The sequence below is a fragment of the Sorangium sp. So ce1335 genome, assembly GCF_051521615.1.
Classification (GTDB): Bacteria; Myxococcota_A; Polyangia; order Polyangiales; family Polyangiaceae; genus Sorangium.
Genome location: NZ_CP150363.1, coordinates 4583711 through 4600690, shown reverse-complemented (window position 1 = coordinate 4600690; position 16980 = coordinate 4583711). Strand labels below are relative to the sequence as shown.

Below are 16980 nucleotides of genomic sequence, written 5' to 3'. Positions count from 1 at the left end.
GCGCCCCCTCACGCGGCGAGCCCGAGGCGCTCGCGGACGAGCGGCGCGACGTCGGCGATGGAGGAGACGCCGGCCGGGAGCGGGGCGTCGGAGGCGAGCGCCGCGCGCGACGAGGGCGTGCCCAGGTCGTAGCCGTGCATGCCGCTCACGCGGCCGCCGACGTAGCTCGGCGCGAAGATCGCGCCCTCGTCGAGGACGAACATGGCGCGGCCGTGGGCGGCGCCGCGCGTCGGGGCCTGCCGCGCCTCGAGCGCGGCGAGGTCGAGGAAGCGGCCGGGGAAGCCGGCGCCCTCGACGGCGCGGCGCGCGCGCTCGAGGGCGGCGTCGTCGCCCCAGAGCCGGAGCAGGGTGCTGTCGACGAAGACGCGGAGCGGCGCGAGGCGCGCGAGGCGGGCCACGACGCCGCGCGGGTCGATGGAGGTGTGGACGTCGGCCATGCCGTGGTCGCCGACGACGATCGTCGTGACGCGCGCGCCGCCGCGGCCCATCTCCTCGCGCGCGCGCTCGATGTGGGCGCCGATGCGGCGCATGACCGCGCCGGCGGCGTCGCTGCCGCTGCCGCCCGCGTGGAGGGTCGCGTCGAGCTCGGCCGCGTAGAGGAACGCGAGGTCGGGGCGCTGGCGCCGGAGGGCGTCGTGCGCGTGCTCCCACCGGGCGGGCTCGGGGAGCTGCCAGGGCGCCGCGTAGACGGAGACGCCGGCGGCGCGGGCGTCGGAGAGGAACGTCCGCGCGCCGCCGACGTCGCGCGCCTGGAAGAGGTCGTCGCGCTCGGGCAGGTCGAGCCAGCGGAAGGCCTCGGGCGGGACGCGGTGGAGCGCGACGTAGCCGGTGAGGCCGGCGGCGCGGGCGAACGCCCTCGACAGCCAGCGGCGCACGGCGGCGCGCTCGTGGACGACCCGCGGGAGCAGGCCGAGCCACCGGAGCGGGTCGAGGAGGCCCGGCGCGCCCGGCGCGCGCGCCGTGAAGAGGCACATCCGCCCGTGCACAGCCGGGGGCGCGCCGGTGAGCACCGTGGCGAGCGCGCCCGACGAGTAGCCGAGGACGCCCTCGAGCGCGCGCCGGTGCGCGAGCGACGGGAGCGCGCCCTCGAAGCGCGCGAGCTGCGACGGGCCGAGCGCGTCGACGAAGGCAACGAGCACCTTGTCCCGGGGCGCTGACAATCAGCCTCCTCGCTGGACGAGCGACAGCAGGCGCTCGCGGAGCACGGCGTCGGGGGCGCCCGCGGCCGCGCCGAGGAGGCGCTCGGCGGCCGCGCGCGAGGCGGGATCGTCGGGCGCGTAGGCGAGCGCGACGGCGACGCGCGCGAGGCGCTCGCGCGGGTGGCCGACGTACGGGAGCAGCGGGGCGGCGCCGCTCCACGCCGCGCGCGCGGCGGCGAGCGGGGCCGCCCAGGGGCGCACGTCGGGCAGCGCGCGGAAGAGGCGCCCGCGGAAGGCCGCGTACGCCCGGGGGTCGGCCGGCGCGCCGGCGCGCCACGCCTCGTGGTCGAGGTGCCACCGCGCGACGAGGGCGCGGAGGCGCGCGTACCACGCGGCGAGGTCGCCGCCGGGCGGGCGCCACCGATCGGGGCGCGCCCGGAACGCGACGGCGTCGCGGTACGCCGCGACGAGCTCGGCGCCCACGGCCGGGCTGCGCTCGAGCCGCTCGAGCTCGGCGAGCTTCTCGACGTGGCTCGGGCGGTAGCGGCCGCACGCGAGCAGGCGCACGTCGCCGCACGCGAAGGCGGCCTTGTGGCCGTGGCGCGCGATCCGGTCCTCGTTGCCGGCTCGGGGCTCGAGGTTCGAGAGGGCGAGGCCTGCGGCCCGGTTCATGAGCAGCCGGCCGCACTCGTCGAGCGGCACGCGGCGGGGGGAGAGCCGTGGCAGCCGGCCGGCGAGCGCCCCGGGGCCCATGACGACGCGCACGCCGCCGAGCGCGGCGTCGAGCCAGAAGAGCGTCGGCGGGAGGCGGGGAAGGGCGGCCTCGGAGAGCGGCAGCAGGTCGACGTCGACGCCGAGGCGCTGCGTCAAGGCGTGCCCGTGGGCGCGCAGCCGGACGCGCTCGTGGACGCCGGCGGCGCGCCCGCGCACCACGGCGACGAGGTCGTAGTCGTTGAAGGGCCCGAGCTCCCCTGCCCGCTCGACGACGCCGCCCTCGCCGCGCGCGTAGCCGCCGAGGAGGAGGAGGCCGCAGAGCCGCGGTCCGAGCAGCTCCTCGGTGGAGGCGGCGATCGACGCGAGGTCGCGCGCGACGACCATCTCGGCGCGGGGATCGCCGCAGAGGGTGTACCGCGGCCGGCCCGGGCGGGGCGGCGCCGGCGCGGCGGCCGACGTGAGGGCGGGCGCGGCGGCCGCCGCGATCATGCCCTGCCCTCGCATGCGTCGGCGCGCGCGGCCCGCCGCCTGCCGGCGAAGTACCCCGTCGCCTGGGCCACCCGGGTGGCGACCCCGCGCGGAGAGGAGGCGCCGGCGAGGGCGTCGCGGGCAAGGCTGCCGGCCAGAGGGCGCGCGAGATCGGAGAGCCACGAGGGCGCGCCGAGCCTGTGGATCAGCGTGTCGGCGGCGCCCTCGCCGCGGCGGCGCTGGAAGCTGCCGCGGACGTCGTAGTCGTGCGAGTGCTCGAACGCCGCGTCGGGGGCGTACGCCGTGGTCCACCCGAGCGCCGCCGCCCGGCGGACCCAGTCGACGTCCTCCGAGTAGCGGAGGCCCTCGTCGAACGGGAGGAGCTCCCAGACGTCCCTGCGGATCGCGGAGGCGGCCATCGAGAAGAACGTCCCCCTCCGGAGGGCGAGCGTGCCCGAGGCCGGGAACGCCCGCGCGTGGTCGAGCTGCGTGAGCACGTCCGCGCCCGGGCGAGGAACCTGGCGCCCGTAGGCGGCCGCCGCCGGGCCGCCGCCGCACAGCGGAGCGATGAGCCTCCGGAGCGCGTCCGGCCCGCGTGGGACCGCGTCGGCGTTGATGAAGGCCACCACCGCCGACCGGGTGCGCGCCATGCCGGCGTTGATGACGGCGCCGGGCATGTACGTGCCCGGCGGCCAGTCGAGGAGCTCCACGCGCGCCTCCAGCGCGGCCTCGCGCGAGCCGTCGGTGGAGCCGGAGTCGATGAAGAGGACCCGCGCCCGGGGGGATTCCTGGCGAGCGAGCGCGGTGAGCGTGCGCCGCGTGTGGGGCATCTCGTCACGACAGCGGACGACCACGTCGACGATGTCGGGAATGACGTTGGAATCGGTCTTTCGCGCGTCGTTCATGGCGATTCGTTCGTGGCACGCGATCGCTCAGCGCCGGGGCTCTCGCCCCCCCTTCCCCCTAAGGAAGAGCTCCAATCCGCAAACACTTCACGGTGGTACATCGTTCATGACGCACCATTGATGTCGGACAGGTTTCGCTCGCATTTCACCCATACACCGAAGCAAATAATCACGCCTCCGTGCGAGATCCCTCTGTTCCTCGCACCGCGAGCACAACAGGGCCACCGCGCTCTCACGCATTCATTTACCCCCTCTGTCCTTGGCGACGTCCGACACCGTGCTAGAATACAATCACGCCGAGCGGGCGAGAAAATGAACCGCCAAGGCGCCAAGGACGCCAAGAAAGAGACAATCTCTTGGCGTCCTTGGCGTCTTGGCGGTTCGAAGCTCTGCTCGTTTCAGGCGGCTCAACCAGACATGCCAGACGCTCGCATGATGAAGCTCGCGATCGCGACGGGCGGCACGGATCAGGGCCGCTCCGGCTTGAGTGCCTATCTGAACGCCGTGCTCCCCCGGCTCAGGCTCCGGGTCGAGCAGGCCGGAGGAGCGACGGTCGCCCTCGGGCGGCGCGCGGATCTCGACGCCTACTCCGCCCACCTCGGCGGCGCGGCGCGGATCGTGACGCGCGACGCGTGGCGCCCGGCGGCGCTCAACGCGCTCTGGCACCTCGGCGCCGCCGGCCGCGCCGCCGCGCGCGCGGGCGCCGACGTCCTGCTCCTCCCCGCGGCGAACCGGAGGGCCACCATGCGCTCTCCGATCCCCACCGTCGCCGTCGTCCACGACCTCGCGCCGCTGCGCGTGAACCGCCGGTACGACCCGCTCCGCATGGCGTACGGCCGGCACGTCGTCGTCCGCGCGCTGGCCACGGCGGACGTCCTCGTCGCCGTGAGCGACGCCACGCGCGCCGACGTGGAACGCGCGCTCGGCCTCCCTCCCGGCTCGGTGCGCGTCATCCCGAACGGCGTCGACAACGAGCGCTTCACCCCGGCCGCGGACGACGACCTGCGCGTGCGCGAGGCGCGCCGCCGGGTCGGCACGGACCGCCCGTACGTCCTCTACCTCGGGCGCCTCGAGCACCCCGGCAAGAACCTCCTCCGCCTGCTCAACGCCTTCGCCAGAAGCCCGGCGCGCGCCTCGCACGCGCTCGCGCTCGCCGGCGCCGACTGGGGCGCCGAGGCGCTGCTCCGGGCCGAGATCGCGCGGCTCGGGCTCGATCGCGAGGCCAGGCTCCTCGGCTATCTCCCCGACGACGCGGTGCCAGGCCTCGTCGCCGGCGCCGACGCCGTGGCGATGGTCGGCCTCTACGAGGGCTTCGGCCTGCCGGCGCTCGAGGCCCTCGCCGCGGGGCGGCCGGTCGTCGCCTCGCGGACCGGCGCGCTGCCCGAGGTGGTCGGCGACCTCGGCGCGCTGTGCGATCCGCTCGACGAGCGCTCGATCGCCGAGGCGCTCGCGCGCGCGCTCGGCGACGCGGCGCACCGCGACCGCGCGCGGCGCGAGGGGCCCGCGCGCGCCGCCGCGCGGAGCTGGGACACGGCGGCCGACGGGCTCCTCGAGGCCTGCCGCGAGGCGATGGCGAGGCGCCGGCGCTCATGAGCGCGGCGCGCTGCACGGGAGGATCGGACATGGCAGGCGACGCGGCGCGGGCCCGGACGCGCGTGCGCTTCGGTCGGGTGTGGGTCGACGCGATCACGGCCGAGCGCGCGCTCGACGAGATCGAGCGGCTCGTCGACGCCGGCGAGGGCGGCGCCGTGTTCACGCCCAACGTCGACCACGTCGTGATCGCCGAGCGGAACCCCGCGTTCCGCGAGGCCTACGCGAGCGCCAGCCTCTCGCTCGTCGACGGCCAGCCGCTCGTGTGGACCTCGCCGCTCGTCGGGTCGAAGCTGCCCGAGAAGGTCTCGGGCTCCGACCTCATCTGGCCGCTGCTCCGGCGCGCGGCGGCGCGGCGCTACCGCGTCTACTTCCTCGGCGGCCGCCCGGGCGCGGCGCGCGCCGTCGCCGACAGGGCCGAGCGCGAGCTCGGCGCCGTCGTCGCGGGCGCCGAGGCGCCGAGGATCTCGATCGCGCCGTCGCCGGAGGACGACGCCCTCTGGGCGCGGATCCGCGCGGCCGGGCCGCACCTCCTCTTCGTCGCCCTCGGCGCGCCCAAGGGCGAGCTGTGGATCCACCGCGCCGCCGCGCACATCCGCCCGGCGGTGGCGCTGAGCATCGGGGCCGGGCTCGACTTCCTTGCGGGCCAGGTGCCGCGCGCGCCGCGCTGGGTCTCGCGTGCGGGGCTCGAGTGGCTCTTCCGCCTCGCGCTGGAGCCGCGCCGGCTCGCGCGCCGGTACCTCGTCGACGACCCGCGGTTCGCGGGGATCCTCTACCGCACCTGCCGCGACGCGCGCGAGGCGCGCGTGCGCGTGTTCACGCCGCCGCCGCGGCCCCGCGATCCCCTGACGACGTAGCGAAGGACGACCCGAGACACCCACGAGAAAGACGCGAGGTACCCAGCCTGTACGACCCGGAGGACACCCACGTGAGCGCGGCCAGGGCGCCGTCCGCGGGCGGCGCCGCCCCGGACCCGGCGAGGCCCGGAACGCCGGTCGAGCCGGCCCGCATCCTGCGGGCGCTGCGGCGGAGCGCGCGCGCGGTGGCGCTCGCCGCCGCCCTGTCCGGCGTGGCCGGCGCGGCGATCGCGGCGACGCTCGTGAAGCGGGAGTTCGAGGCCGGCGTCGTGCTCGTGTGGGAGCAGGCGGTGGGCCGCGACGAGGTCGCGCACGAGCTCCAGACGGTGCTCGACAGCGTGAAGATCCCGAAGAACCTCGAGGAGGTCCGCGAGCGCCTGCGCCTCGCGACGCCGATCGAGGTCCTCGGGCAGCGCGTGTCCACGGTGTCGTCGAGCGAGTCGAAGGTCGTCACCATCAAGGCGAGGGCCGAGGACCCGGCCCTCGCCGCGAAGCTCACCGACACGGTGGTCGAGGTGTTCTTCGACAGCCGCCTCGAGCACGCGCGCGAGCGCCTGCTCGAGCAGGCGCAGCACCAGCAGGTGGCGGTCGTCGCGGCCCGCGACGCGGTCGCGGCGGCGCGCAAGGCGTACGACGAGCTCCGCGCCGCGCACGGCATCGCCGACCTGCCGGGCGAGACGCAGGCGGCGATCGAGCAGGCGGCGCGCATCCGCACCGAGGGCGAGCTCGCGCGCGTCGAGATGGAGGCCGAGGAGGCGCGGCTGGAGTCGCTGCGCAAGGTCGCCAGCAAGGAGCCGCCGACGGCGGTGCTGTCCGAGAGCGAGATCCTGCCGGACTCGCAGAAGCTCGCGCAGGCGCGGGCCGATCTCGTCGCGATGAGGGCGCAGCTCGCGCCGGAGCACCCGCGCGTCCGGGCGCTGGAGGCGCAGGTGGCCTCGCTGGAGCAGCGCGTGGCCGAGTCGCCAGCGCCCATGACCGCGGGGCGCATCGTCGGCCGCAACCCGCAGTGGGAGACCGCGCGCGAGGGGCTCACCCACGCGGCGGCGCAGCGGGACGCGGCGCTGAAGAAGCGGCAGACGTACGCGGAGCTGGCGGCGGCGGCCGAGTCGTCCGTCGCGAGGCTGTCGAAGATCGAGGGCGAGGCGTCCGCGCTCCTCTCGGCGCTGCACCTCGCCGAGCAGCAGCTCGCCGAGCGCAAGGAGCGGCTCGCGCGGACGGAGGACGCGATCCGCGCGCCGAGCGTGGGCTTCCGCGTGCTCTCGCCGGCGCGCGCGCCGACCTTCCCGGTGAAGTCGCGGCGCGGCCTCGTGGCGATCGCGATCCCGCTGCTCGGCCTGCTCGGCGCGACGCTCGCGGTGCTGGCGCGCGCGGTGTGGGGCCTCCGCGCGCACGTGGGCTCGGAGCTCGCGTTCTGGGGGCGCGCGCCCGTCGTCGCGACGTCGACGTGGCCGCGCGATCCCGAGGCGCTCGACGACCTGGCGGCCGACCTCGGCGACGCCTTTCGTGGCTCGTCCGGCGCGACGCTCGTCGCCGGCTTCGGCGACGCGGAGGCGCCGCACGTCGCCCCGCTGCTGGAGCGGCTCGCGCGCGGCGCGGCGGAGACCGGCGCGCCGCCGGGGCCGCAGATCCGCGCGCTCGCGCTCGACAAGGGGCTGCCCGCGCTGCGCCGCGCGGCGCGCCGGGCCGCGCGCGTGCTCGTGCTCGTCGAGGCGGGCAAGCGATCCGGGCCGGATCTCGGCGGGATCGCGGCGCGCCTCGGCCGGAGCGACGGCATCGGCTTCGTGCTGCTCGGCGTCGCCCCGGACCTGGCGGCGCTCCCGGATCACGTCGGCGACACGCGCGCGTTCTGGCGCGCCGGCGCCGGCGCGGCGGCCGCCCCGGCCCTCGCGGAGGGGCCTCCGCCCGCGCCGCCGGCGCGGCTCATGACGCGGGCGCGCCCGCCGGCGCCCCCGCGGGCGCGGCGCCGGGGCGGAGGCTGAGCCACCAGAGGAGCGCCCCGCAGACCGCCGCGCCGACCAGGGCCGCGCCGGCGCAGGACGCCGCGCTCGCGAGGGCGCCACCGCGCGCCGGCCCGCGCAGCGCGCACGACGTCGCCAGCGAGGCGAGCCCGCCGGCCAAGGGCGGCGCGAACGCGCGCGCGACGTCGCGGGCGCCGTAGCCGAGCAGCTTGCTCGCGTTGATCCACGCGAGCGTCGTCTTCACGAGGCTCCCCACCACGGTGCTCCCGGCGACCGCCCAGATCCCGTACCGCGGCGAGCCGAGGACCGAGATCGACAGGTTGACCGCCGCGCCGATCGCGGCCGGCACCGCCGTCGCCCACGCCGTGCGCCCGCTCAGCGTGAGCGTGGCCCCGGCCATCTCCTCGCTCGCGGTGACGATCGAGGCGAGCGCGAGGATCGCGAGCACGGTCGCGGTCACGTCGTTGTCGGCGACGGCGCCGACCCAGGCCACGAGCAGCGGCTGCGCGTTGAGCGCGATCGAGCCCATGCTCACGGCGATCACGCCGCAGAAGACGCCGGTGCCGACGCGCACCGCGCCCTCGCGCCGCCCGGGGTCGCCGAGGCGCGGCTGGAGCACGGCGGTCGCCTGCTTCGTCAGCATGTAGATCATCTCGACGGCGCGGCTCGCGACGCCGTACGAGGCGACGACGGCGAGCGGCGCCACGCGCGAGAGGACGATGGCGTCGACGCGGACCGCGAGCATCGTCGAGGCGCTGATCACGAGCGACGCCGAGCCCTCGCGGAGCGCGCCCCACACCTCGCCGCGGTCGCGCGGGATGCCCGGCCGGAGCGGCAGGAGCGGGTCGATCGACAGCGCCACCCGCAGCGTGATCGCGAGCTCGATCACGCTCGCGAGGAGCAGGCCCGCCGAGGGCACCATCAGCGTGCGCCCGGCGACCGCGAAGCCCAGGGCGACGACGGCGAGGTGCGTGAACGCCTGCGCCGTGCGCGCGTACGCGACAGCGTTCGCGCGGCCGCGGGCCATGATGTAGCCGCGGTAAGGCGTGCCGAGCGCGGAGACGACGCCGCCGAGGAGCACGAGCACGGCCGCGCGCGAGATGTCCGCCCGGAGCTCCGCCGACTCGCCGCCGACGCCCAGGAACCAGAGGTACGACGCGCCCGCCGCGAGCGGGCCGAGCGTGCAGAGCGGGACGAGCGCGAGCGCGACGGCGCGGCGCGCGCGCGCCTCGTCGGCGGCGACGGCGGCGCGCTGGACGGCGGTCGTGAGCCCGAGGTCGGCGATCGCGAGCTGGAAGCTGATCGTGCCGAGCAGCGACCAGGCCCCGAGCTTCTCGGCCTTCAGCCAGCGGGCCATCACCGTGTAGACGACGAGGCCCGCGACCATCGCCGCGACCTGCCTGCCGCCGCCGGCGAGCAGCTCGACGAGCACCCGCTTCTCGCCCGCGCGGCCTCTGGCCGGCGCCGTCAAGGCGACCACCGTTCCGGCCCGGAGCCACGCGGCGAGCGACGCATCACGCCCTCACCGGTGGAGCAGCGTCACGGGGACGGCGATGGCGGCGAGCGCCGGGGCGAGGCGGTTCACCACGTCGGTCGTCGTGGCGAACCAGTGCTCGGTGACGAAGACGATGTCGCCCGCGGCGAGCTCGACGTCGCCCCCGCGGCCCGCGACGAGGGCCTTCAGGTCGGCGACGTAGACCCTGGGGCTCGACAGCGGGCCGCGGATGACGCGGATGTCGCCGTTGTCGGCGTCCTCCGTCGTGCCGCCCGCGAGCGCCAACGCCTCGGTGAGGCGCATCCCGGCCCGGAACGGCGCGAGCCGCGGCGTGCGCACGTCGCCGAGCACCGTCACGCGGCGGCTGCGCGCGTGGGGCACGAACACGAGGTCGCCGGCGCGGAGCCGCACGTTGTGGCGCGCGTCGCCCTGCATCGCGCGGCCCAGGCTGATCGGCAGCGCCACGCCGTCGCGGACGACGCGGGCCGCGTCGAGGTCGGCGGCGTCGTACGCCTCGCCCCCCTCGTCGAACGTCGTGAACCCCCCGGCCGTCACGACGATCTCGGCGACGCGCGCGCCGGGCCTGAGCTCGTACGCGCCCGGCCTGTCCACCGCGCCGACGACGGTCACGCGGTGCCCCGTGGCGCGGACCACCTGGAGGCTGGCGCGCGCGAACTGGTCGTACGCCATGAGCGCGCGCTCCACGCGCCGCTCCGCCGCCTCGAAATCGAGCCCGCCCACCTCCACGTCGCCCGCGAGGGGCACGTGGATGCGCCCCGTCTCGTCCACGGTCAGCTCAGGCACGTCCAGCGGATCGACCGAGGTCGTCCGCAGGTGGAGCACGTCGCCCGGGAGCAACACATAAGGAGTCGGCGGCGCGTCGGGCACGCCGCTCGGCTCGACCCGCGCCGGCGGCGCGAAATGGGGATCTTCCGCGAGCAGGTTGGGCGCGGGCTGCGTGCGGCTGCACCCCGAGACGACGAGGAGCCCCAGGAGGACGCCCAGCGCCTCGATGAGAAGAACGCTGCCCGGCCGGCGCCGGACCTGGCGCGCTGGGGCGCTGTCCCTGCGCCGCCGGCGGACAGGCGATCGAGCGACCCTGGCCATCTCGCGCTGCGGCGCCACAATACCGGCGTCTTCAAGCATCTTCGCCAACGCTCCTTGCAACCTGATCCAGGAGGACGCGATGCGCTGCCCTCGGTTGATGATGTCCGGGTCCCTCCGCGAGCGCTCGGCGCGGCGCGCGCGCAGGAGGGTGGTTTGATGGACGGCGCCGCTGATATCGGGGTGCACGCCGTCAGCGCGACGTCCCGCCTCCTCGATCGCGCCGCCGCCGAGCGGCTGCGCGACGATCTGCTCGGCGCCGCGGCGCGGGGCGCGCGCGCGTTCGTCATCGATCTCGGCGCCGTGGAGGCCTTTGACCCGATCGGCCTCTCGGTGCTCCTCATGACCCGGCGGGAGGTGCCGGCCGGCGCGCGGATCGCGCTCGCCGCCCTCCGCCGGGAGGGTCAGGCCGTCGCGAGGACGATGCGCCTCCACGAGGTCTTCGACATCTACGCGGACGTCCGCGCCGCCACGGCGGATCTCTCGCGTTGACCAACGATCCGACATGCCGATGTCGCTTAGCACGGCGCTCGACACGGCCCTTTGCGCCCCCGTTTCATGCCTGTTTCCAGGGGGATTCCCCGCGTGCTCTCCCCGCCGGTCCATGGCAGGTGCCGTATCGCCACGCACGCGCAATGGCCTCCGGAAGGTCGATTTTCGCTGGCCCGCGCAACTCGCCGTACCGGAAGTGTCGAGCGCAGCTATAGTCACATTCAGATGACGTGAGCGTGGAGTCGCATCGACACGGCCGGGTCGACAGCGGGGCTCGGTCGTGCGGAGGGGGGCGCGCTTCCGGCGGGTACGACGGTGGCGGCACGGCGGGCGCGGCCCGGGTCCGGTCGCCGAGGAGGCTTGCTCGACAATGGCTCGCACACAGACAGATTCCGAGCTGGGACAGCACGACGCGGACGAGCCCCGGACGCCGGCTCGGGCGGTGTCGCCCTCGGGGACGGCCGAGCCGCAGGTCGAGCTCATCGGGGAGAGCGCGCCGATGCGGGCGCTCGCGCGGCAGATCGATCGGGTGGCGCGGAGCGACGTGACCGTGGCGATCTTCGGGGAGAGCGGCACGGGCAAGGAGCTCGTGGCGCGGGCCATCCACCAGCGCGGCCCGCGCGCGGGCGGCCCGTTCGTGGCCATCAACTGCGCCGCCATCGCCGAGTCGCTGCAGGAGGCGGAGCTGTTCGGCCACGAGCGCGGCTCCTTCACCGGGGCGACGCACGCGCGCCCCGGCTGCTTCGAGCAGGCGAACCACGGGACGCTGCTGCTCGACGAGCTCGGCGAGATGAGCCTCTCGACGCAGACGTGCCTCCTGCGCGCCCTCCAGCAGCGCGCGATCCGGCGCGTCGGCGGGTCGACCGAGATCCCGCTCGACGTACGCGTCGTGTGCGCGACCCAGCGGGACCTGCGCGCCGAGGTGGAGAGCGGCCGCTTCCGCGAGGATCTCTATTTCCGGCTCGTCGTGTTCCCGATCGAGGTCGTGCCGCTGCGCGACCGGCGGGAGGACGTCGCGTTGCTCGTCGATCACGCGCTCGGCGTGCTCGAGGGCGGCCGGCGCGTGCGGGTGCGGCGCGACGCGCTCGACGCGCTGGAGGCGTATTCATGGCCGGGCAACGTGCGCGAGCTGTTCAACGTCGTGCACCGGAGCATCCTCTCGTGCGAGGGCGGCGAGATCACCGCGGCGGATCTCCCCGCGTACGTCCGGCAGGCGCCGGCGTCCGCCGTGGTGACGCCGCTCGCCCAGATCGAGCGGGCGGCCATCGAGCGCGCGCTCGCCGCGTGCGGCCAGAGCGTCACGAAGGCGGCGGAGATGCTCGGGATCAGCCGGGCGACCCTGTACCGGCGCGTGGCGCAGTTCCGGGCCGAGGGCGGCGAGGCGCCGCCCTCGGTGCAGCGGCGCCCGCGCGTGCTGCTCCCGAGCGACGCGCCCAAGGGGCAGACGTCGCCGGGCCGCATTCGCCGCCCGTCGGCGTCGCGCCGCCGCGATTACCGCGCGCAGCAGCACCGGCCCGAATGATCTGAGCGAGGAGAGAGCTCGGCGCTTCCCTGGAGGGGATCTCGGATGAGAATCACGGCCTTCGCCCCATTCCTCGCCGCCGCGTCCCTGTGTGCCGGGGTCTCCCGCGCCGCGCCCGCGCACGTAATTTGCGACGATCTCGGTCCAGCGCTGGGCGTCGGCGTATCCAATTTCTCCGCCGCCGGCGACTGGCCTGTGGCCGCCGCGCGGGAGCACGGGGTCGACTGGAGGTTCATCTACATCTACGTCCTCCCGACCGACGACCCGAGGCCCGACGTGCAGAGCTATCTGCTCTCGAAGATCGCTTTCGCGAGGTCGCTCGGGGCGATGCCCGTGTTCACCTTCTATCAGCTCCTCCAGATCGGCCAGCGCGCCGGTATCGCCGGGAGCGAGCCGGAGGTCGTGCGGGAGGTGCTGGAGGACCGGGATCGGATGCGCGAGTACTTCGAGAGCTTCGTCTTCGTGCTCCAGACCTCGGCGATGGCGGACGCGCCCGTGCTCGTGCACGTCGAGCCGGACTCGTGGGGTTTCATGATGTGGGCGATGGGCGTCGAGGGGAACGCCGACGCGACGTCGGTGCCTGTCGCCGTGGCGAGCTCGGGGCACCCCGACGTGGCCGGGTTTCCGGATCACGCGGGCGGCCTGGGGCAGGCGCTGGTGAAGCTCCGGGATCAGCACGCGCCCTCGGTGCGGCTCGGGTGGCACGCGTCGAACTTCCGCGTGGGCCAGCGTCCCGAGGTCGTGACCGGATTTTATTCGTCGATGGGAGAATGGGACGTGCTCGTCGGCGAGAACTTCCACCTCAACGTCGACGACGCCGTGTGGTGGGAGCCGTGGGACGAGGCGCTCCTGCAGGCGAACCTGGGCTGGCTCGCGGCGGTCACGTCGAGCGCGGGCGTCCCGCTCCTCACGTGGCAGGAGCGGATCGGGACCACGGACTTTCACCTCTTCGAGGGGGACACGACGGTGCTCGAGCGCTTCGCCGCGGCGGGGCTCGGCGGCGTGATGTTCGAGCTGCTCGGGAGCGGGGATCCCGATGATTTCCGGGCTTCCGGGCCGTACGGCGCCGTGCCGCCGGCCGGGTCGACGGCCGGCGGCACGGCGGCGGACCTGCGCGCGCGGCTCGCTGCGTACTCGGCGAACCCGCTCGCGTTGCCCGCGGGCTCCCCGTGCGGGCGGGGCGGCGCGGGGAGCAGCGGCGCGACGGCCGGCGGCGGCGCGCCGGCCGGCGGCGCAGGCGGCGGCGCGACGGCCGGCGCGGGCGGCGCCGGCGCGACGGCCGACGATGGGGGCTGCCAGGTGCAGCCCGGCGCGGGAGGCTCCCGCGTGGCGCTCTCTGCCGGCCTCGGCGCGCTCGCGGCAGGGCTCTTGCGCCGGCGTCGTTCACCGCGGTGAGCGGCCATGGCGCCCGCGACAGGAAGCCTCATGGCTGGATCGCGGGGTTCGCGCCCATGAGAGCGCGCGCGGCATCACGGCCGCGCGTGACGGCGACAGACAACAACAGTTGTTAACACTCCTTCACATCCAACACACATGGCCTTGACACGCCATTGGACTCCGCTGGCGCGGTCTTGACGGCCTGCGGGACGATACCTATCGAGCGGTCGTGAGCCAGGGCGCCTGTCGCGCCTGGCCAACTCGTCTTGAGGAGGATTCGAATGCGTTATCTGTACGCAGCGGCGGCGGTGTGCGTTGGTGTCCTTGGTCCGGGCTGCGCGTTCGAGGGAGCGGCCACGGAGGACGCGGCCACGTGCGAGGAGTGCGGTGAGGATGCCTCGGCGCTCAGCGCCGCGGCGGCCGCGGCGCTCGGGTTCGAGACGCTGAGCGGCTGGACGGCCAGCGCGGGCACGCTGTCGCTGAGCTCCACGCGGAGCGAGGGAAGTCACGCGCTGTCGGTCGCGAGCGCGGCGTTCGCGAACATCCAGAGCGCGCCGCTCGACATCGACGAGCCGATCAAGAGCGCGGTCTCGCTCGACGTGCGCGTGCCGGCGCAGCAGCCGAACCCCTGGTGGGCCGGCGAGGTCACGCTCTCGGTGCAGGCGCCGTCGTTGAACGTGTGGCAGAACCTCGGGACCAGGTCGCTGACCGGCCTCGCCCAGGGCACGTTCCACCGGCTCGTCTTCAACGTTCCGCCGGCCCTCCAGCAGACGCTGTCCAGCGGAGCGTCGGATCTGTCGTTCTCCATCGCCCTCAACGTGCCGTCCGGCAGCGGGCCGCACCTCCTGGATCGGCTGGACGCCTTCGACGTCGCGCCGCAGATCCAGGCCGATGTGACGGCCGCGGTCGTGACCAACGCGTCGAACGCGGCGCCGGTGAAGGGAGATCCGCTGAAGATCACGCTCACGGTGACCAACCCCGGCACCACGTCGGGCACGGTCACGCTCCGGCCGCTGCTCACGAGCGCCCGGTTCAACGACTTCACGAACGTCTCGGCCGGCACCGTCAGCGCGGTGCTCGCCGCCGGGACGACGCAGCAGGTGACGCTCACGGTGGGGCCGATCCTCGTCGATACGGCGCAGAACAAGCGGTTCGCCCTCGGCCGCGGCGATTACACCCTCTCCGGCGTGAGCATCGAGCCCGCGGGCGGCCCGGCGGTCGTCGACAGCGCCTTCACCGGCAAGAACTTCTCGATCGGCGCGAGCAACGTGATCTTCAACGCGGTCGTCTATGATCAGGCGTACCTGAACGCCATCGGCTACGCGGGCACGGCCGAGGCGTATCTGGTCGAGTCGTTCACGCGGCCGAGCGAGCTGTTCACGCCGTCGAGCCCCGGATCGAGCACCGGGACCTACGTGCTTCATCCGGGCGGCTTCGATCAGATGATGGGCGTCCATCAGATCTTCCACACGATCGGCGGGCTCCCCTCCAACCCCTCGACCGGCGGCTTCTGCGAGCACGTCGGCGCCTACGCGCGAACGGCCCTCGGCCTGACGCGCGACTGGGACATCGACGAGGCCGGCGGCAACTATACAGATCCCGATCACCACGGGTTCGACATCCTGATCGGCCTCACGCCGGAGCTTGGCGGCGGCGGCGCGTGCGGCTGGCTCGGCGTGCAGGTGAGCGGGCTGTTCGGCTTCGACCTGTCGCTGAACCGCAGCCAGGTCATCGCCGTCCACGAGACTGGCCACCTCTTCGGCGCCCCGCACTGCGACCCGCTCCAGGGCTACGTGATGTGCGGCGCCGAGCTGCACGAGCACTACATCGAGGACGATCTCTTCGTGTGGCACGTGGACTCGCTCAACGCCATGCAGAACCTCTGGCAGTGAGCCTGCCCCGGTGAGCCTCGCCGCGCGCCGGTTGCCCGACTGGCGCGCCGCGCGGTGCCCTCCTCCGCAGCGGCCACGGGCGGCTCGTGACGGCGAGCCTTGACGATCCCCGCGCGGCGCTCGACATGAGCGGGACCGGAGCGAGGAGGACGCATGCAAGAGAACGTCGGCACGCTGGATCGAACGGCACGCTTCGTCGCCGGCCCGCTGCTCATGGGCCTGGGCGCCACCGCGCTCGGCGGGCTTCGGGGTCGGCCAGGTGGGATCATCGCGCTCGTCGCCGGTGCGCTGATCGTCGAGAGCGCCATCACCCGCGTGTGCCCCGTCAACCGGATGCTCGGGCTCGACACACGAGAGAGGGAGCTCCGGACGATTCCCCTCTGAAGCCCTCGAGCCGGGGGCGTCACGGCGTCTGACGACGCGCGACGAGGACAGGAGGAGCGGCCGGCCCGCGCCCCGCTGGGCGCGGTGCGGTCGTGCCACCCGTGCGCCGCTGGGCGCCGCGCCAGCCGCGGCATACCGCGCGCCGCTGGGCGCCGCGCCAGCCGCGGCATACCGCGCGCCGCTGGGCGCGGCGCCGTGCTATGTCGCGCCGCATGACGACGCCGCGCATCGCCGTTGTGGGCCATGTCGAGCACGTGACGCTCGGCCGCACCGAGGGCGTCCCGAGGCCTGGCGACATCATCCACCTGCAGGACACGCGATTCCTGCCCGCCGGGGGCGGCGGCCTCGCCTTCGCGCAGCTCTGCCGGAGCGACGCCGAGGTCCACCTGTTCACGGCGCTCGGGCGCGACGAGGCGGCGCGGGCCGTCGAGGAGCGCATCCGGGCCACGACCGAGCGCGTCCACATCCACGCGGCGAGGCGCGCCGTGGACCACCCGCGCGTTGTCATCGTCGTCGACGGCGACGGGCGGCGCACGATCATCGTCACGGGCAGCCCGCTCCAGCCCGCGGCGACAGATCCCCTCCCCTGGTCGATCCTCGCCGACTGCGACGCCGTGTACTTCACGGGCGCCGATCCCGACAGCCTGCGCCTCGCGCGCGCCGCGCGCCGGCTCGTCGTGACGGCCAGGAGGAGCGCGGCGCTCCGGGCCGCGGCGGTCGCGCCCGACGTTGTCATCGGCAGCGTCGCCGATCCGCGCGAGAACGCCCCGCTCGAGGCCTACGATCCGCGCCCCGGCGCGCTCGTGCTGACCGATGGGCCGCGCCCGGTGCGCGTGCTCCGCGACGGGGGCACCGCGCTCGTGGACGCGCCGCCAGCGCCCGACAGGGTCGTCGGCGACTACGGCGCCGGCGACAGCTTCGCCGGCGCGCTCACGTTCTTTCTCGCCCACGGCCTCTCGGTCGAGGAAGGCTGCCGCCGCGCCGGCCCGCACGGGGCCGCGGTGCTGCGCGGGATCGATCCGCTAAAGACGCAGGCCCCCCTTGTCGCGCCCGGATCGCGCGCCGGGTGATGCGCGCGCTCAC

The 16980-nt window shown here is 75.2% G+C and carries 14 protein-coding genes; 9 read left to right on the top strand and 5 right to left on the bottom strand.

Going from position 1 to position 16980, the window contains the following annotated elements:
• Window positions 1-8 precede the first annotated feature (8 nt).
• Genes WMF24_RS16830 through WMF24_RS16820 form a run of 3 tightly spaced genes read right to left on the bottom strand, consistent with a single transcriptional unit; the run spans window position 9 to window position 3226 of the window.
• The gene (locus WMF24_RS16830; protein WP_437737426.1) at window positions 9-1160 is read right to left on the bottom strand and encodes an alkaline phosphatase family protein; all 1152 of its coding nucleotides are present in this window, start codon (window positions 1158-1160) and stop codon (window positions 9-11) included.
• Window positions 1161-2342: a hypothetical protein gene (locus WMF24_RS16825; protein ID WP_437737425.1), complete on the bottom strand. Its 1182-nt coding sequence runs from the start codon at window positions 2340-2342 to the stop codon at window positions 1161-1163.
• Window positions 2339-3226: a glycosyltransferase family 2 protein gene (locus tag WMF24_RS16820; RefSeq protein WP_437737424.1), complete on the bottom strand. Its 888-nt coding sequence runs from the start codon at window positions 3224-3226 to the stop codon at window positions 2339-2341. The genes WMF24_RS16825 and WMF24_RS16820 overlap by 4 nt, the downstream gene beginning before the upstream one ends.
• Window positions 3227-3658: 432 nt before the next feature.
• Here WMF24_RS16820 and WMF24_RS16815 point away from each other — a divergent pair, with 432 nt between their 5' ends.
• The 3 genes from WMF24_RS16815 (at window position 3659) to WMF24_RS16805 (ending at window position 7652) form a co-directional block, all read left to right on the top strand.
• A complete protein-coding gene (locus WMF24_RS16815) occupies window positions 3659-4819 on the top strand; it encodes a glycosyltransferase family 4 protein (protein ID WP_437737423.1) in 1161 nt (386 codons plus the stop codon).
• A gap of 29 nt (window positions 4820-4848) precedes the next feature.
• Window positions 4849-5673 carry a WecB/TagA/CpsF family glycosyltransferase gene (locus tag WMF24_RS16810; RefSeq protein WP_437737422.1) on the top strand — a complete coding sequence of 275 codons (825 nt, stop codon included), beginning with the start codon at window positions 4849-4851 and terminating at the stop codon, window positions 5671-5673.
• Window positions 5674-5744: 71 nt separating this feature from the next.
• Complete coding sequence (locus tag WMF24_RS16805; RefSeq protein WP_437737421.1) at window positions 5745-7652, top strand: hypothetical protein; 1908 nt, start codon at window positions 5745-5747, stop codon at window positions 7650-7652.
• On the opposite strand, the gene WMF24_RS16800 is transcribed toward WMF24_RS16805, so the two are convergent.
• Together WMF24_RS16800 and WMF24_RS16795 are read right to left on the bottom strand one after the other, a co-directional pair.
• The gene (locus WMF24_RS16800) at window positions 7594-9111 is read right to left on the bottom strand and encodes a lipopolysaccharide biosynthesis protein (protein WP_437737420.1); all 1518 of its coding nucleotides are present in this window, start codon (window positions 9109-9111) and stop codon (window positions 7594-7596) included. The two genes, WMF24_RS16805 and WMF24_RS16800, sit on opposite strands and share 59 nt — an antisense overlap.
• A 42-nt stretch (window positions 9112-9153) precedes the next feature.
• Window positions 9154-10272 (bottom strand): SLBB domain-containing protein, encoded by a 1119-nt coding sequence (locus WMF24_RS16795; protein WP_437737419.1) that lies wholly within the window; start codon window positions 10270-10272, stop codon window positions 9154-9156.
• Window positions 10273-10389: 117 nt separating this feature from the next.
• On the opposite strand from WMF24_RS16795, the gene WMF24_RS16790 reads away from it, so the two are divergent.
• The 6 genes from WMF24_RS16790 to WMF24_RS16765 all read left to right on the top strand — a co-directional run bounded on the left by WMF24_RS16790 (window position 10390) and on the right by WMF24_RS16765 (window position 16967).
• Entirely contained in the window at window positions 10390-10722 is a 333-nt protein-coding gene (locus WMF24_RS16790) for an STAS domain-containing protein (protein WP_437737418.1), read from the top strand.
• A gap of 370 nt (window positions 10723-11092) precedes the next feature.
• The gene (locus WMF24_RS16785) at window positions 11093-12244 is read left to right on the top strand and encodes a sigma 54-interacting transcriptional regulator (RefSeq protein ID WP_437737417.1); all 1152 of its coding nucleotides are present in this window, start codon (window positions 11093-11095) and stop codon (window positions 12242-12244) included.
• A gap of 45 nt (window positions 12245-12289) precedes the next feature.
• Window positions 12290-13639 carry a hypothetical protein gene (locus WMF24_RS16780; protein WP_437737416.1) on the top strand — a complete coding sequence of 450 codons (1350 nt, stop codon included), beginning with the start codon at window positions 12290-12292 and terminating at the stop codon, window positions 13637-13639.
• Window positions 13640-13902: 263 nt separating this feature from the next.
• Window positions 13903-15513 (top strand): hypothetical protein, encoded by a 1611-nt coding sequence (locus WMF24_RS16775; RefSeq protein WP_437737415.1) that lies wholly within the window; start codon window positions 13903-13905, stop codon window positions 15511-15513.
• 153 nt (window positions 15514-15666) lie between these two features.
• Window positions 15667-15897, top strand: coding sequence for a YgaP family membrane protein (locus WMF24_RS16770; protein WP_437737414.1), 231 nt, complete (start codon window positions 15667-15669; stop codon window positions 15895-15897).
• Between the two features lie 212 nt (window positions 15898-16109).
• Window positions 16110-16967: a PfkB family carbohydrate kinase gene (locus tag WMF24_RS16765; protein WP_437737413.1), complete on the top strand. Its 858-nt coding sequence runs from the start codon at window positions 16110-16112 to the stop codon at window positions 16965-16967.
• The last annotated feature ends 13 nt before the right edge of the window (window positions 16968-16980 follow it).

What these genes read in the sequence shown, in the direction of transcription:
- WMF24_RS16765 (WP_437737413.1), top strand. Translation starts at nt 16,110, where the DNA reads ATGACGACGCCGCGCATCGCCGTTGTGGGCCATGTCGAGCACGTGACG.
- WMF24_RS16770 (WP_437737414.1), top strand. Translation starts at nt 15,667, where the DNA reads ATGCAAGAGAACGTCGGCACGCTGGATCGAACGGCACGCTTCGTCGCC.
- WMF24_RS16795 (WP_437737419.1), bottom strand. Translation starts at nt 10,272, where the DNA reads ATGCTTGAAGACGCCGGTATTGTGGCGCCGCAGCGCGAGATGGCCAGG.
- WMF24_RS16780 (WP_437737416.1), top strand. Translation starts at nt 12,290, where the DNA reads ATGAGAATCACGGCCTTCGCCCCATTCCTCGCCGCCGCGTCCCTGTGT.
- WMF24_RS16775 (WP_437737415.1), top strand. Translation starts at nt 13,903, where the DNA reads ATGCGTTATCTGTACGCAGCGGCGGCGGTGTGCGTTGGTGTCCTTGGT.
- WMF24_RS16820 (WP_437737424.1), bottom strand. Translation starts at nt 3,226, where the DNA reads ATGAACGACGCGCGAAAGACCGATTCCAACGTCATTCCCGACATCGTC.
- WMF24_RS16825 (WP_437737425.1), bottom strand. Translation starts at nt 2,342, where the DNA reads ATGATCGCGGCGGCCGCCGCGCCCGCCCTCACGTCGGCCGCCGCGCCG.
- WMF24_RS16790 (WP_437737418.1), top strand. Translation starts at nt 10,390, where the DNA reads ATGGACGGCGCCGCTGATATCGGGGTGCACGCCGTCAGCGCGACGTCC.
- WMF24_RS16785 (WP_437737417.1), top strand. Translation starts at nt 11,093, where the DNA reads ATGGCTCGCACACAGACAGATTCCGAGCTGGGACAGCACGACGCGGAC.
- WMF24_RS16815 (WP_437737423.1), top strand. Translation starts at nt 3,659, where the DNA reads ATGATGAAGCTCGCGATCGCGACGGGCGGCACGGATCAGGGCCGCTCC.
- WMF24_RS16810 (WP_437737422.1), top strand. Translation starts at nt 4,849, where the DNA reads ATGGCAGGCGACGCGGCGCGGGCCCGGACGCGCGTGCGCTTCGGTCGG.